Origin of the sequence: Elizabethkingia bruuniana, from assembly GCF_002024805.1 — a bacterium.
Taxonomy (GTDB): Bacteria; Bacteroidota; Bacteroidia; order Flavobacteriales; family Weeksellaceae; genus Elizabethkingia; species Elizabethkingia bruuniana.
The window spans coordinates 3,003,669-3,017,375 of sequence record NZ_CP014337.1 but is presented as its reverse complement, the minus strand read 5'-3'; the positions used below and the strand labels follow the sequence as shown (position 1 = coordinate 3,017,375).

Annotated in this window: 13 protein-coding genes; 4 read left to right on the top strand and 9 right to left on the bottom strand. The window is 36.4% G+C overall.

Annotated elements, in window-relative coordinates; translation table 11 throughout:
• Window positions 1-23: 23 nt before the first annotated feature.
• The gene (upp, locus tag AYC65_RS13970; RefSeq protein ID WP_034868609.1) at window positions 24-674 is read left to right on the top strand and encodes a uracil phosphoribosyltransferase; all 651 of its coding nucleotides are present in this window, start codon (window positions 24-26) and stop codon (window positions 672-674) included.
• A 5-nt stretch (window positions 675-679) separates the two neighbouring features.
• Here the strand turns inward: upp and AYC65_RS13965 are convergent, their stop codons facing one another.
• Window positions 680-1,333, bottom strand: coding sequence for a ComF family protein (locus AYC65_RS13965; protein ID WP_034868612.1), 654 nt, complete (start codon window positions 1,331-1,333; stop codon window positions 680-682).
• A gap of 21 nt (window positions 1,334-1,354) precedes the next feature.
• Window positions 1,355-2,860: a helix-turn-helix domain-containing protein gene (locus tag AYC65_RS13960; RefSeq protein ID WP_034868614.1), complete on the bottom strand. Its 1,506-nt coding sequence runs from the start codon at window positions 2,858-2,860 to the stop codon at window positions 1,355-1,357.
• A 79-nt stretch (window positions 2,861-2,939) separates the two neighbouring features.
• Between AYC65_RS13960 and aceB the strand changes: the two genes are divergently transcribed.
• From aceB to aqpZ, 3 genes are all read left to right on the top strand, one after another.
• Window positions 2,940-4,505, top strand: a complete 1,566-nt coding sequence (aceB, locus tag AYC65_RS13955) for a malate synthase A (protein ID WP_034868617.1) — start codon at window positions 2,940-2,942, stop codon at window positions 4,503-4,505.
• Window positions 4,506-4,543: 38 nt separating this feature from the next.
• Window positions 4,544-5,818, top strand: coding sequence for an isocitrate lyase (aceA, locus tag AYC65_RS13950; protein ID WP_034868618.1), 1,275 nt, complete (start codon window positions 4,544-4,546; stop codon window positions 5,816-5,818).
• Window positions 5,819-5,972: 154 nt separating this feature from the next.
• Window positions 5,973-6,692, top strand: a complete 720-nt coding sequence (gene aqpZ, locus AYC65_RS13945; protein ID WP_009087912.1) for an aquaporin Z — start codon at window positions 5,973-5,975, stop codon at window positions 6,690-6,692.
• Window positions 6,693-6,782: 90 nt separating this feature from the next.
• On the opposite strand, the gene AYC65_RS13940 is transcribed toward aqpZ, so the two are convergent.
• From AYC65_RS13940 to AYC65_RS13910, 7 genes are all read right to left on the bottom strand, one after another.
• Window positions 6,783-7,334, bottom strand: coding sequence for a GNAT family N-acetyltransferase (locus AYC65_RS13940; protein ID WP_034868621.1), 552 nt, complete (start codon window positions 7,332-7,334; stop codon window positions 6,783-6,785).
• Window positions 7,335-7,415: 81 nt separating this feature from the next.
• Entirely contained in the window at window positions 7,416-8,420 is a 1,005-nt protein-coding gene (locus AYC65_RS13935) for a LuxE/PaaK family acyltransferase (RefSeq protein ID WP_034868623.1), read from the bottom strand.
• Window positions 8,421-8,467: 47 nt separating this feature from the next.
• The gene (locus AYC65_RS13930) at window positions 8,468-9,388 is read right to left on the bottom strand and encodes an NAD-dependent epimerase/dehydratase family protein (protein WP_034868626.1); all 921 of its coding nucleotides are present in this window, start codon (window positions 9,386-9,388) and stop codon (window positions 8,468-8,470) included.
• Window positions 9,389-9,447: 59 nt separating this feature from the next.
• Window positions 9,448-10,029 carry a Crp/Fnr family transcriptional regulator gene (locus AYC65_RS13925; RefSeq protein WP_034868629.1) on the bottom strand — a complete coding sequence of 194 codons (582 nt, stop codon included), beginning with the start codon at window positions 10,027-10,029 and terminating at the stop codon, window positions 9,448-9,450.
• 3 nt (window positions 10,030-10,032) lie between these two features.
• Window positions 10,033-10,800, bottom strand: coding sequence for a UDP-2,3-diacylglucosamine diphosphatase (locus tag AYC65_RS13920; protein WP_034868632.1), 768 nt, complete (start codon window positions 10,798-10,800; stop codon window positions 10,033-10,035).
• Window positions 10,801-10,805: 5 nt separating this feature from the next.
• On the bottom strand, window positions 10,806-11,258 hold the full coding sequence (locus tag AYC65_RS13915) for a 6-pyruvoyl trahydropterin synthase family protein (RefSeq protein ID WP_034868635.1): 453 nt from the start codon (window positions 11,256-11,258) through the stop codon (window positions 10,806-10,808).
• A 142-nt stretch (window positions 11,259-11,400) separates the two neighbouring features.
• Complete coding sequence (locus tag AYC65_RS13910; protein ID WP_034868637.1) at window positions 11,401-13,635, bottom strand: TonB-dependent receptor; 2,235 nt, start codon at window positions 13,633-13,635, stop codon at window positions 11,401-11,403.
• Between the last annotated feature and the right edge of the window lie 72 nt (window positions 13,636-13,707).

Below are 13,707 nucleotides of genomic sequence, written 5' to 3'. Positions count from 1 at the left end.
TGTTTAACCCAAAATAAAAATTCATGCTTTATATTTTATCAGAAAACTTTTCCCTTGTCAATTCGTGGATTAATGATTTAAGAAATGTTGATGTTCAGGGAGATAGGATGAGGTTTCGTAGAAATATGGAACGTATCGGAGAGATAGCAGCATTTGAAATTAGTAAGCAGCTTGAACAAAAAGAAGTAGAGATTGTAACACCATTGGAGACAATCATATCAAAAGAAATTGCAGTACAACCAGTGATTACTACAATCCTGAGAGCCGGAGTTCCATTATTTCAAGGGATTCTGAATTATTTGGACAAAGCTGATTGTGGCTTTGTGGCAGCATACAGAAAACATGATGCAAACGACTATTTTTCTATAAAGCAGGATTATCTTACTTGCCCGAATTTAACAGGTCGTCCGTTAATTATTGCGGATCCTATGTTAGCAACCGGAGCATCACTTATTGAAGCTATAAAAGATCTATTGACCCACGGAACACCATCACAAATGCATATTGTAGCAGCGATTGCGAGCAAAGAAGGAGTTGAGGTTATTCGTAAAGCTTACCCTGAAGCACATCTTTGGGTAGGTGTTGTAGATGCAGCCCTTACATCTAAAGGTTATATTACACCGGGGCTAGGAGATGCGGGTGACCTTTCTTATGGGGAAAAATTACAACGATAAGCAAATTAATCAATTGCCATAACCAAAACGCTCAGCTTATTGCCGGGCGTTTTTAGTATTTCCCAGGCGCATGATGCTAAAGTACTTCCGGTAGTGCATACATCATCAATAAGAAGAAAATGGTTGTTCTCAATAGGATTAGGAACTGTAAATATATTGCTGTTCTCCTTTCTGTGTATTAGTTTTTTTCTGGCTTGAGCAGTGCTGTAAGATGTTCTTTTTAAATAATGATGATTATATGGAATATTCCATTCCTTTGATAATATTTCTGTAAAACGATGTAACTGATTATAGCCTCGTTTTTTTAGTTTTTTGATATGTAGCGGAATATTAATCAGTATATCGGGTTTTGATTTTAGATTTATTTTTTCTGCTGTCCATCGGGCTAATGTATCTCCTATAATTTCGCGATTAGCATATTTGAGATTGTGGATTAATTTTCTGCTAAGACCCTCTTTCTCAAAATTCATCAGAGCATAAGAATTTTCGATAGGGAAAAGAGACGATAATTTGTGTTGCAATGGTGTCTCCGTTAATGATTCCCAATGGGTGAAATCTACTTGATCATAACATTCTTCACAAATAATATCTTTTCCGCCAATAATGTGATTGCATTGAAGGCAACGGTTTGGAAAGAATATGTCTGTATATAAATTCATAACTCATATTGAGTCAGTAATTTACGCTTTGTTTTTCATTTCTCTCAGTTTCTTTTCAACAGAGAATTGTATTTTTTCATTAAGTTCCTGTTTTTCCAGCTTTATAGCTGGAGCCTGACGTACTTCACAATCTTTTATAGAGCAGCTTTCACAGGTAACACCTACGCTTTCTCTGGATATGTTCTTTAGAAATTTTATTTGTTTTGTCGTTTCGGGATTTAGTAAAATTCCCAGACAATAGCTTCTGTTATTGCCATCAGCAAAAGGATTTTTTTGAGATGTGGATATCACCAGATAATTGAGACCGGAATTTTCGTACTCCGATATCTGTATAGCTGTCAAACTCTTGGAGTCGGAAAGGTTCTGCATATTTTTTATAGCAATCCATCGGTGGCAATAATGTTCGTTGGTTGTATTAGCGTGCGGAGCCTGATGTCTGTTGAGGTGCAATTCTTTCAGAATATCTATTTTATCACTGTTTTTTCTTTTTACAAAACACAGATAAAAGATGTCTTTCATCCCGAAAAATTCAGGAAGAATGTTAGTAAGTCTGTAAAAAAGTGTTTCAGGAGACTGTGTGTAGTTTTCTATAAGGTGATCAAACTTTTCATTATCCCATTCCTTATCAGAAAATATACTTTTTGTTTCCTGTATCAGCTGATCTTTAGGGATAAGAAGACAGCCTGCAAAATAAGATGCGTAAAAGTTATTAACAAGACTATCGAAGTTGGTAAACTTTACCCAGGTATAAGTATTTGGCCGAGGTTGCAGATTTAAATACTGAAATCCGATTTCCTTTGCCAGAATAAATAGCTTTTGCTGTTCTCCAAGTTTCTGGTTAATGGAAAGAATTTTATGATCTGCGGAGTATAAAGAGCGCAGATGCTTTAGCTGCCCCTGTTCTTCGTAGTCTTCATAGTAAATCTGATAACCTGATTCTTGCTTCAATATATCTTCTAAAATCTGAATACTAATTGTAGTAAGTCCATATTTTTTTTTGAATTCGATGGCTTTTTCTTCAATTTCCGGGAAGTAATTATTATAAAGTTCCTGGAAGGATCGTAGTACCGAAAGATAGAAATGATCTTTATCAAAATTATAAGTCTGTGCAATTTCTATAAGAGTGTTGATAAAAGCATTTACTTTTTTTGGGGCTTCACTTACAATGTTGATAAGTGAATTTTTATTGATTCCGAAAAGTTCCAGAGGAAGTTCTCTAAAGAAATCTTTTTGCATCAGTTCTCCAATTGGAGCCAGGTTTTTATCGAGCTGAATAGAGACCAATTCATCGAAATTACAATCCAGAGCATCTGCCAGAGCTAATATTTTGTCGTGCTTGGGATACTTTTTTCCTTTTTCTATTTCGTTCAGGTAAGATTTGGACATACCTGTTTTTTCAGAAATTTCCTGTAGTGACCAGTTTTTCTGCTGGCGGAGCTGTCTCAGCTTTACCCCGAAAATAGTACGTATATAATCGCTCTCGATATTCATAAAATAAATATAGAAAATAAAAGCGATTATTCGCATAATAATTTATTTTTAATTTTAGCGAAAATTCGCTGTTGGTGAAAATTTATTTTTTACATTAGCAAAAAAAATCAGACTCATGGAAAAATTTAGTATTCAACATTCAAAAAAGTATGAAGAGATCTACTCTGCTGAATTACAATTGTTTTTAACAGAGTTGCATGAGCATTTTAATGCTGAGAGACAAGCTCTTTTAGATAAAAGAAAGGTTTTGCAGAAGGAATTTGATCAGGGAATTTTACCTCGATTTTTGAAAGAGACCGAAGAAATCAGGAATGGAAACTGGGTGTGTGAACCGCTGCCAGATTCTTTACTGGACAGAAGAGTAGAGATTACAGGTCCTGTTGACCGTAAGATGATTATTAATGCTATGAATTCTGGAGCTAATTGTTTCATGGCTGATTTTGAAGACAGTAATTCTCCAACCTGGGAGAATGTAATGGATGGACAGGTGAATCTCAGAGATTTGAATAACAGAAATATTGATTTTGAAATTAAAGGGAAGCAATATGTTCTGAATGAAAAGCCTGCAGTTTTGCTGGTACGCCCCAGAGGGCTCCATCTAAATGAAAAGCATATCCTTATTAATGGAGAGCAGGCATCGGGTTCTTTAATTGATTTTGGAATCTTCCTTTTTCTGAATGCTAAAAAGCAATTGGAAAATGGGGTTGGACCTTATTTTTACCTTCCGAAACTGGAAAGCTATCATGAATCGGCATGGTGGAATAAAGTTTTTGTATTCTCGCAGAACTATCTTGGAATCCCACAAAATACAATTAAGGCAACTGTTTTAATAGAAACTATTACAGCTGCTTTTCAGATGGATGAAATTATTTATTCTCTGAAAGAGCATATGGCGGGTCTGAACTGTGGACGCTGGGATTATATTTTTTCATTTATTAAAAAGTTCAGAAAACTTCCTGAATTTATATTACCGGACAGAGATCAGGTGACAATGACTATTCATTTTATGAGTTCGTACTCAAAGCTTCTGGTAAAAACCTGTCATAAAAGAGGCGTTTCGGCAATGGGAGGTATGGCTGCGCAAATTCCTGTAAAACATGATGAGAACGCAAACGAAGTAGCTTTTGCAAAAGTACGTGCAGATAAAGAACGGGAAGTAAAGAACGGTCATGATGGAACGTGGGTGGCACATCCGGCTTTGGTAAGTGTTGCCAAAGAGGTTTTCGACGCCGGAATGCTTACACCTAATCAGATTGACCAGAAAAAAGAAGAATACAATATTGCTGAAGCAGATCTGCTGACTGTTCCACAGGGGACAATTACCGAAGCAGGTGTACGCAAGAATATTAATGTAGGGATTCTTTATATCGAATCCTGGTTAGTAGGAGTTGGTGCTGCAGCTATTTACAATCTGATGGAAGATGCTGCGACAGCAGAAATTTCCAGAACTCAATTGTGGCAGGTATTCCATTCACAAAAACCTTTAGAAAACGGACAATATCTTACAAAAGAAAATTATCTGAAATGGCAGGATGAAGAGCTCGAGAAGATAAAAGAATATGTAGGCGCTACACGATATGCCGATGGGAACTTTGCACTGGCAACACAACTGTTACAGGATATGGTTTTTGAAGAAAATTTTGAAGATTTTCTAACATTAAGAGCCTATAAATACATCTGAAATCAAAAAATAAATCAAACCGAAAAATAAATATTATTATGAAAACTATTCAGGAACTACAACAGGACTGGAATGAAAACCCAAGATGGGCTGGAATAATCCGGCCGTATACACCGGAAGATATACTCCGGTTACGTGGAAGTTATAAAATAGATTATACCATAGCACAGCTAATGGCTGAGAAGTTTTGGAACAAAATTAATAGCCAGGAGTACGTAGCTGGATTAGGTGCATTAACCGGAAATCAGGCTGTGCAGGAAGTAGATGCCGGGCTGGAAGCAATTTATCTGAGTGGCTGGCAGGTTGCTGCAGATGCAAATCTTTCCGGAGAAATGTATCCAGATCAGTCATTGTATCCTTCCAATTCTGTTCCGGCCGTTGTGAAAAGAATTAATAATGCCTTGTTGCGCGCAGATCAGATTCAGTCTGTTAACAGAGTAAACGGAGATCAGTCAAAGCAATATCTTGTTCCTATTGTTGCTGATGCTGAAGCAGGGTTTGGAGGGAATCTCAATGCTTATGAACTAATGAAACAAATGATAGAAGCCGGAGCAGCAGCAGTACATTTTGAAGATCAGCTTTCTTCTGCAAAAAAATGTGGACATTTGGGCGGCAAAGTATTGGTGCCAACTCAGGAAGCGATTAATAAACTAATTGCAGCGAGATTGGCAGCAGATGTTTGTGGTGTATCGAGTATTATTATAGCGAGAACGGATGCTGATGCAGCAGATTTGCTGACTTCAGATATCGATGACCGAGATAAGCCTTTTATAACCGGAGAGCGTACTTCCGAAGGCTTCTTTAAAGTAAATGCAGGTGTACCGCAGGCAATCGCCAGAGGATTGGCTTATGCACCATATGCAGATTTGTTATGGATGGAAACCTCTCATCCTGATTTAGAAGAAGCGAGACAGTTTGCTGAAGCTATTCATGCTGAATATCCCGGAAAATTATTGGCATATAATTGTTCCCCGTCTTTTAACTGGGCTTCTAAGTTAAGTCAGCAGGAAATGGAAACATTCCGTGAAGATTTAGCAGCATTAGGATTCAGATTCCAGTTTATTACACTTGCCGGATTCCATGCGCTGAATTATTCTATGTTTGAATTAGCAAGAGCGTATCGTGAGCATGGTATGGCAGGATATTCTCAGTTACAAGAGAAGGAATTTGCATTGCAGCAAGAAGGTTTCCGAGCTGTAAAACATCAGTCTTTTGTGGGAACAGGTTTCTTTGACGAAATTCAGACTATTGTTACAGCCGGAGAAGCAGCAACGGTAGCTCTAAAGGGTTCTACAGAAGCTGCTCAATTTTAAAAAAATATGTGAGGGTAATGCCATCATTTCATGTAAGATAGGTTTTGTAACAAAAGCAAAAACACTATGGTTTGAATGTTAAAACAGCATAACATCTATCAGGATTGCAGAATATTTTTTACATTTGATAAACAAATATTAAAATATTAATGAAATGAAAAAATTATTCGCTGAGTTTTTTGGTACCTTTTGGCTAGTATTCGGAGGGTGCGGTAGTGCAGTATTTGCAGCCGGTGTTCCAGACATTGGTATAGGATTATTAGGTGTAGCATTAGCCTTCGGCTTAACAGTTGTTACAATGGCATATGCCGTTGGTCATATTTCCGGAGGACATTTTAATCCTGCTGTTTCTTTCGGGCTTTTAGCTGGTGGAAGATTTAGTGCAAAGGATCTTGTTCCTTATATTATTGCTCAGGTATTGGGAGCGGCGGCGGCAGCTGGTTGTCTTTACATCATCCTGAATGGTGCTGGTGCATTCTCTGCTGAAGGACCGGGAGCATTTGCAACCAACTTCTACGATATGCCAGGCTATAACGGAAGAAGCTATTCTATGGGAGCAGCTTTTCTTGCGGAGTTTTTACTAACAGCTTTCTTCCTGATTATTATTATGGGAGCAACAGATAAATGGGCTAATGGCAAGTTTGCAGGATTGGCAATTGGTTTAGGTTTAACATTAATTCACCTGATTTCAATTCCAATTACCAATACTTCTGTTAACCCGGCAAGATCTACTTCTCAGGCTTTATTTGTAGGTGGAGTAGCATTACAGCAACTATGGCTGTTCTGGGTAGCACCAATCCTTGGTGGTATTGCCGGCGGACTGATCTATAAGTTCTTGCTTCAGCGTGATGGTGGAGAAGAAATTGCTAACTAAGAGTAACAAAATATTGAATATAAAAAAAGACCTTCCGAAAAGAGGGTCTTTTTTACAATGTATTTTTATGAATATCAGGGTGAGCGATATTTATATTTTATTTAGTTTTGAATAGATTATTGTATCTATAAATTGACCATTATAAAATTCATTTTCCTTAAAATGACCTTCTTTAATAAAATTACATTTCTCTAAAACTTTGGCTGATGCTAAGTTTTCAGGATCAATTAATGCCTCAATAGAGTGCAGACCTATTTTTGTAAAACCGTAATTAATGATCATATTAATTGCTTCAGTAACATATCCTTTTCCTTGAAAATCCGGAAGTAACATATATCCGATTTCTGCTCGGTAATGTTCAGGTTTAATATGGTAATAACCTATTGTTCCAATCAATTGGGAATGACCTTTCAGTGTAATTGCCCAGTTAAAGATCTCATTAGCATTTATTTTTTCATCAATTGCTTTGATAAAATCCAATATTTCTTCATGTGTTGTAGCTAACGGTCTAGGGATGTATTTCATTATTTGAGGGTCGGAACGCATCGCAAATAATTCATTTACATCATTTAAATCAACACGTCGTAGTTTTAGCCTTTCTGTTTCTAATTCAGAGAATCCTAATGAATCTATAGTAAGCATTATTAATTTTTGTTTTCCTGTGAAGATATAGTTTTTCTTATATATTTCACTATTGATAGAAAAAAAAGAATCAAATATCTTTTAGCTTACCAAAAGGCTGCAACCTCTGATATCTGAATGGTCAATTCTTCCCAGAACCTGAAATTTTCTTTTACCAACAGAGTCGATATCAAAACGACCTAGATCTTGTGTGGCAATAAATGCACAGCTATGCTTATTAGCTAAATCAATAATATTAATGGCTCCGGTGCGCCCTTCATCTACATACGAAAACGGATCTTCTGTATTACGAATAAGAATCCGCATCCAGCTCGGTGTTTCGTATTCATTATTCCCTTTTGAATAAGCTTGTGATAATAATTCAGTCATGCTATATTCAGAGTAAATTTTTTCAGTACCAAAACCTGTTTGCAACTCCTGAAGAAGCTGATCTTTTGTGATCTCTTCTTTTCTTCCCTTCATTCCTCCGGTTTCTATAACAATACCATTAGGAATTTTAAAGTTGGTTATACTAAGTTGTTGCAGCGTGTCTAAGAAGTCTAATAAAGCGAAAGAAACTCCAAATACAATGTACTTTTTCTGTTCCTTTTCCAGATGCTGAATCTGTTTTAAAAGGTCTTCATGATTATATAAGAAGTAACCATTCTCAGGCTGATTAGAAACTTTCATCAGGTAATCAACCATATAGACCAAAGAAGAGTTTTGTCTTTCCAGATAGTTAGGCAGAAGTCCCAGGAAAACAAAGTTTTCAGGCTTACCAATGAATTGTTCAAAACTTTTATAAAGACTTTCTTCGTATAACCCGGCGTCACAAATCCAATGTTTAGAAAGGTTCATTTGTGTAGTGCCGCTGCTTTGAAAATAAAATTGAGGTTTTTTGTTTCGGTCGACTACTGTATGATTTTTAAACATTTCTATTGGTAGAAAAGGAATGTCTTCTACCTGAGTAATTTCCTCGGGTTTGATATTCAGATAATCTGTAAATTTTCTGTAAACTTCAATATTTTGATACTGATAACGAAATGTTTCCAGACAAGCCTGTGTGAAATCCTCTTCTGTTTTTATATTAAAAATGTCTAACTCCATAATACTAATGTCAAAAACGCTACAAATTTACGAAGTTTTTGCGGGAGCTATGAGCTTTTTAGAATTTCCTTTATTCCTTGTTTGTAGGTTGTTGGTGTAAAGTTGAATTCCTTAACGAATTTTTCACTGTTAAAGAAATAGTCTCTGTCATTCTGGTATTGCATCTCTATAAGCTCTTTTATTGTTTTAGAAAATAAGCCTGCCAGTCTTAGCATAAAAGAGGATAACAGCATATATCTGGGCTTTGTATTTAGTTCTGTAGCTACAAGTTCTATAAATTGTTTGCCGTTTAACCTTTCTGTAGAAGTTGGGAGATGCCAGTTTTGCCCGTATGCGGAGGCTGTATTACCTAATAACGCAAGGCCTTTGGCTGCATCAATTGTATAGGTGAAAGAATGAATTTTGGTAGTGTCAGATTGCCATTGTGCTTTTTTACCTTTTTTAAAGTTATCTATAACTAAAAGATTCAAAATACCATTTTTTGCATCTGGTCCATAGAAGTCAGCACTTTTAGCAATAATTAATTTTAATCCGTTATTTTTTTCTGCTTCATGGAGCTTTTTTATGAGCTGTTCCCTTATTTTTCCTTTTTTAGAAGGAGGATTAATGTGGCTGTCTTCGTGCATATTTCCGATCTCTTTTTCAGAGTATGCATATACATTGTCCAGAAAAACGAGTTTTGTACCATGGGTAAGACATGCTTTTATTACATTTTGTATAATAACAGGCCATTGTTTCTCCCAAATTTTATAATCATAAGGAAGACCCACGGTAAGATATGCTACATCTGTATTTTCCAGAGCCTGAATAACATTTTTTTCATCAAGTAAATTGGCGGCAAATAATTCATCATCCTGATTTACTTTTTTGGGATTTCGGGCAACAAGTCTGACTTTGTCAGTATATCTTCTAAGTTCTTTTGCTAATGGAGTTCCTATATCTCCGCCGGCACCAAGTATTGTCTGCATATTTTTTTTGTAAAAATATAAGCAATGTTGTACCTAAAACGATGACTTGGGTTAAGGTTTTAGGATTGTATCAGTCTTTTCCTGATTCTGCTCAGGCTTTCCGGGGCTATTCCCAGATATTGTGCAATATATCGCTGTGGAATTCTCTGCAGGATTTGTGGTTTCTCCTGTATCAGTTCCAGGAATTGTTTTTCCGGAGAAAAGGAGAGTAGTGATTTTGTTCTGCGCATACTTTCTGTAGCTACATTTTCAACAATAACTTTAAAGAAAGTTGCAATATTCTCTGATGCTCTCATTGCATTTGCAAGATTGACGCAACTAGTAACAAGGCAGGTAGTTTCTTCTTGGGTAATAATAAAGGATGTGGCCGGAATCTGTCTGGAAAAACTTTCCAAATCAGTCAGAAATTCATTTTCAAAAGCGAAATAACAGACTCTTTCATGCCCTTCTTCATTGATGTAGTATTGGCGTAAAGCTCCTTTAGTAACAAAAAAGGCTTCATGAGCTGTTTTTCCGGCTTCCAGCAGAAGCGTATTCTTTTTAAATTTTTTCTCTTCAAAAACAGATAAAAACAATCTGATATCTTCCTCCTCAAAAGGTGTTGTTTTGTTGATAACTTCTATGAGGGGATGATTTTCCATGTTTTATCCTTCGTAAGTTTTTAATTCAAAATGATCTCCATCGAAAACACCATAAGTGAAATAGCCAATCCAGTCACCAAGGTTAATGTATTTTGATTGCCCGGCATTCAGATCCAATACCATTGGCAAGTGGCGGTGGCCAAAAATGAAATAATCGATCTTTTCAGTTTTTAATTTCTCCTTGGCGTAGATAATCAGAAACTCTTTGTCCTCACCCAGGAATTCTTTGTCTTCTTCACCGCTGATCATCTTATTTTTCTGAGAAAGATATAATGCTATTCTCATGGAGATATCAGGGTGCAGCCATTTGAAAAACCATTGTGCTACAGGATTGGTGAAAAGTTTTTTCATTCTTTTATAGCCTTTGTCTCCGGGGCCTAATCCATCGCCATGGGCTAAAAGAAAGTTCTTGCCGGCAATTTCGTAGTATTTCTTAGTGAAATAAACCGGAACTTCCAGTTCGTCTTCAAAATAAGATTTCATCCACAAATCGTGGTTGCCTACAAAAAAGTAAAGCTCGACTCCGCTGTCTTTTAGTTCGGCAAGTTTTCCTAAAAGTCTTACATAGCCTTTAGGAATTACATGTTGCCATTCGTGCCAGAAATCGAAAAGGTCACCCATCAGAAAAAGCACCTGTGCATCCTTTTTTATCTCATCCAGCCAACGGATGAATTTTGCTTCACGGACTTTGCTTTCTTTAGGAGTAGGAGCTCCAAAATGCTGGTCGGAAGCGAAATATATTTTTTTACCTTCTTGTAAATCAATTTTCATAAAAATCAATTTTCAGTTTGATCCTCAGCAAACCATTCTCCATAGGAGTTTTCGGTTTCATGGAGCTTAAGATAAGCAAGAGAAATTTCGGAAGGAAGCTTTGCTTGTATTTTTGCTGCAACTTCATATAACATATTTTCACATGTTGGCTGAAAACTGCAATAAATAACTTTATGTCCTCTTCCTTCAAGCTCGTTCCCCAGCTCCTTGTGTGGAGAATTTGCATTGATTAGTACCGCATGATCCCATATGTTTATAATTTCTTCGTTTACAATCTTTTTGATATCGCCGAAATCTACAACCATACCATTTTTAGGATTGTCTAAATCGTTAACAGGTTTCCCTTTTACGGTAACAAATAACTTGTAGGAATGTCCATGCATGTTTTTACATTTACCATCATAATTGTAAAGTACATGAGCAGTTTCAAATGTGAAAATCTTAGTAATACGAATCATGAGGCAAAGATACGAATATGAGTTGAGAGTTGACAGTAAAGCCTGTAAGTTACATGAAAGTGTTGCCCTGAATATAAGGGCGGGGTAATGTCATTTGATTTTTCATGTATTCGGACCCACTGTCAACATCAACTCGCTCAAACTAATAACTGAAAACTAACTTCAAAGCAAAGTTCCTTCCCATATTATAAATGCCTCTGTGTCCTGTATTTATGGTTTCCTGTGGTTCGAAATATTTTAGTCTGCTAAGATGTGACTGATAGGCTCTGTCAAAAACATTGTTTACCTGTAAATTGCACATCAGACTGCTTTTGTTTCCTACTTTCCATTCTGATGAGATTCCGATGTTCATCAGAAAATATGAAGGGGTATAAGATTCAGTCTGATTGAGTCCAAGATATCTGTTCTGTGCAGCATTATATTCTGCTTCTACCATTGGAGTAATATTCTTCCAGTTATTTTTTCGGAGTGTAAAGTTCTTCTCCAATTTACCCAGCCATTTTAAAGGCGCTATTAAGGGAAGATACTCTCCATTTGTACCTTTGTCTTTGAATTCCGGGTTTTTATTAAAACCATATACCAATGCGATACTATTGCTTAGTGTCCATCCTTTTAAAGCTTGCGGATGCAGGGCAAAGTATGCTTCTAATCCATATAGTCGGGCTTTTGCCTGTTGGTATTGGTAAGTACGGTTTCCTTGTGCATCGGTTTGAGGTTTCCCATCTTTGTCCAATAGCATGGTTAGATAAATAAAATTATCCATATTGTTATTGAACGCATTAATTTCTCCGGAGAAATCACGATAACTGGCAATAAGGCTTAAATCCTGCTGGAATGAAAATTCGGGATCGAAGTTTTTATTTCCTAAATAAATAATGTGAGCACCCGGATCCAGACCATTTGAAGCCATTTCTGTAATATTTGGTGCACGGTATGCTCTTCCAATATTGGCTTTTATATACAACTGTGAAGCCAGTTTGTAACTTGCCCCCAAACTAGCGGATACACCATTGAATTTTTTCTGGTAAGCACTAAACTGATGATTTGCATCCGGAGTATTTGCAGAAACTTGTCTGTCAAAACCTGTAGCAGGATCAGCTGCAACATAAAAATCGTTCCAACGAAGGTTTCTATGATCATAACGGACACCTCCGCTTATGTTCCAACGGTTTTTGGACCATTTAGCAAAAGCAAAAATACCTGTGTCTGTAAGATTGTAATTGGGAATAGGGAAATCTGTTGCATCTTTATTTTTATTATTTTGTAGCATTCCGTTAGCACCAAAGCTAAATTCAAAGTTTCCGGTATTGTTTGGTATAAACCTGAAACTGTAATTTAAAGTATTCAGTCTTACAAACATTCCGGCTTGTGAAGTCTGAGTCGGGTGATTATATTCTATTCTGTTATTTTGCTGATAACCGACATTGGCATAAAAATCCCCAATTGAGGTCTCATAATGGTTATTTGTGTAGATTCTCAGATGCCGGATATTCTGATGTAGCGGAGACAAGCTGTAAGAGTTCAGTTCTTTGTCGCTTACAATTGGTCTGTTTTCCATTACATCTTCCTCTGCCTCATGGATTTGTTTTGTAAACTTTCGGGTTTCAGGATTTCTGCTGCCATCAGGTATTCCTTGTTCATTATCGTAATAAGTAATATTGAAATGAGAATAATTATTCCCTTTCTGATAACCTAATAAGAAAGAGAAATTTTTTTCATTAAACCCGGTATTGTAAACTCTTCCGTCTACACTGTTTCTGTAGTTTTTTGCAAATCTTAATGAAGTTGAAGTGGCAATAATCCAGTTGTTTTTGTTAGCTGCCCAACGGAAACCTGCGCCCACCATTCCATTGTTGGTCTGATATTCTGATGTAGCTTTCAGTGACTCTGTATTAGGTGTAACGGGAATGTAGGGGAAGAAACTAATGATTCCGGCTATAGCATCGGATCCGTACATTAGACTGGATGGTCCTTTGATAACCTCAGCCTGAGCAATATTATATGAGTCTATTTCTATTCCGTGCTCATCTCCCCATTGCTGTCCTTCTTGTCTGTGTCCATCATATAGAGTAAGTACTCTGTTATAGCCTAAACCTCTTATAAAAGGTTTTGATACATTCGGTCCGGTTTTTACGGCTACCAGTCCGGGAGTATTTTGTACCAATGCATCTATAATATTCGTCTCATTTGTTTTCTCCATCATTTTAGCTGTAATTCTTTTGATAGGTAATGGATTATCTTTTACAAATGTTTTTTTAGAAAGTCCTGTCATTACAACGGCATCTATACTATTTTCTTTGAGACTGTCTTTTACAAAGCCTTGCGAAAACACATATTGGCTGCATAATGCCAAAACTGAAACATAAAACTTCTTCATTGTTATATCTGTGTAGTTAAAAAGTTAGACAAATCTAACAAAAATATTTTAAAAGAAAAATTTAAAATGTTT

Coding starts and splice junctions, on each gene's coding strand:
- upp (WP_034868609.1), top strand. CDS start 24: ATGCTTTATATTTTATCAGAAAACTTTTCCCTTGTCAATTCGTGGATT.
- AYC65_RS13965 (WP_034868612.1), bottom strand. CDS start 1,333: ATGAATTTATATACAGACATATTCTTTCCAAACCGTTGCCTTCAATGC.
- AYC65_RS13960 (WP_034868614.1), bottom strand. CDS start 2,860: ATGCGAATAATCGCTTTTATTTTCTATATTTATTTTATGAATATCGAG.
- aceB (WP_034868617.1), top strand. CDS start 2,940: ATGGAAAAATTTAGTATTCAACATTCAAAAAAGTATGAAGAGATCTAC.
- aceA (WP_034868618.1), top strand. CDS start 4,544: ATGAAAACTATTCAGGAACTACAACAGGACTGGAATGAAAACCCAAGA.
- aqpZ (WP_009087912.1), top strand. CDS start 5,973: ATGAAAAAATTATTCGCTGAGTTTTTTGGTACCTTTTGGCTAGTATTC.
- AYC65_RS13940 (WP_034868621.1), bottom strand. CDS start 7,334: ATGCTTACTATAGATTCATTAGGATTCTCTGAATTAGAAACAGAAAGG.
- AYC65_RS13935 (WP_034868623.1), bottom strand. CDS start 8,420: ATGGAGTTAGACATTTTTAATATAAAAACAGAAGAGGATTTCACACAG.
- AYC65_RS13930 (WP_034868626.1), bottom strand. CDS start 9,388: ATGCAGACAATACTTGGTGCCGGCGGAGATATAGGAACTCCATTAGCA.
- AYC65_RS13925 (WP_034868629.1), bottom strand. CDS start 10,029: ATGGAAAATCATCCCCTCATAGAAGTTATCAACAAAACAACACCTTTT.
- AYC65_RS13920 (WP_034868632.1), bottom strand. CDS start 10,800: ATGAAAATTGATTTACAAGAAGGTAAAAAAATATATTTCGCTTCCGAC.
- AYC65_RS13915 (WP_034868635.1), bottom strand. CDS start 11,258: ATGATTCGTATTACTAAGATTTTCACATTTGAAACTGCTCATGTACTT.
- AYC65_RS13910 (WP_034868637.1), bottom strand. CDS start 13,635: ATGAAGAAGTTTTATGTTTCAGTTTTGGCATTATGCAGCCAATATGTG.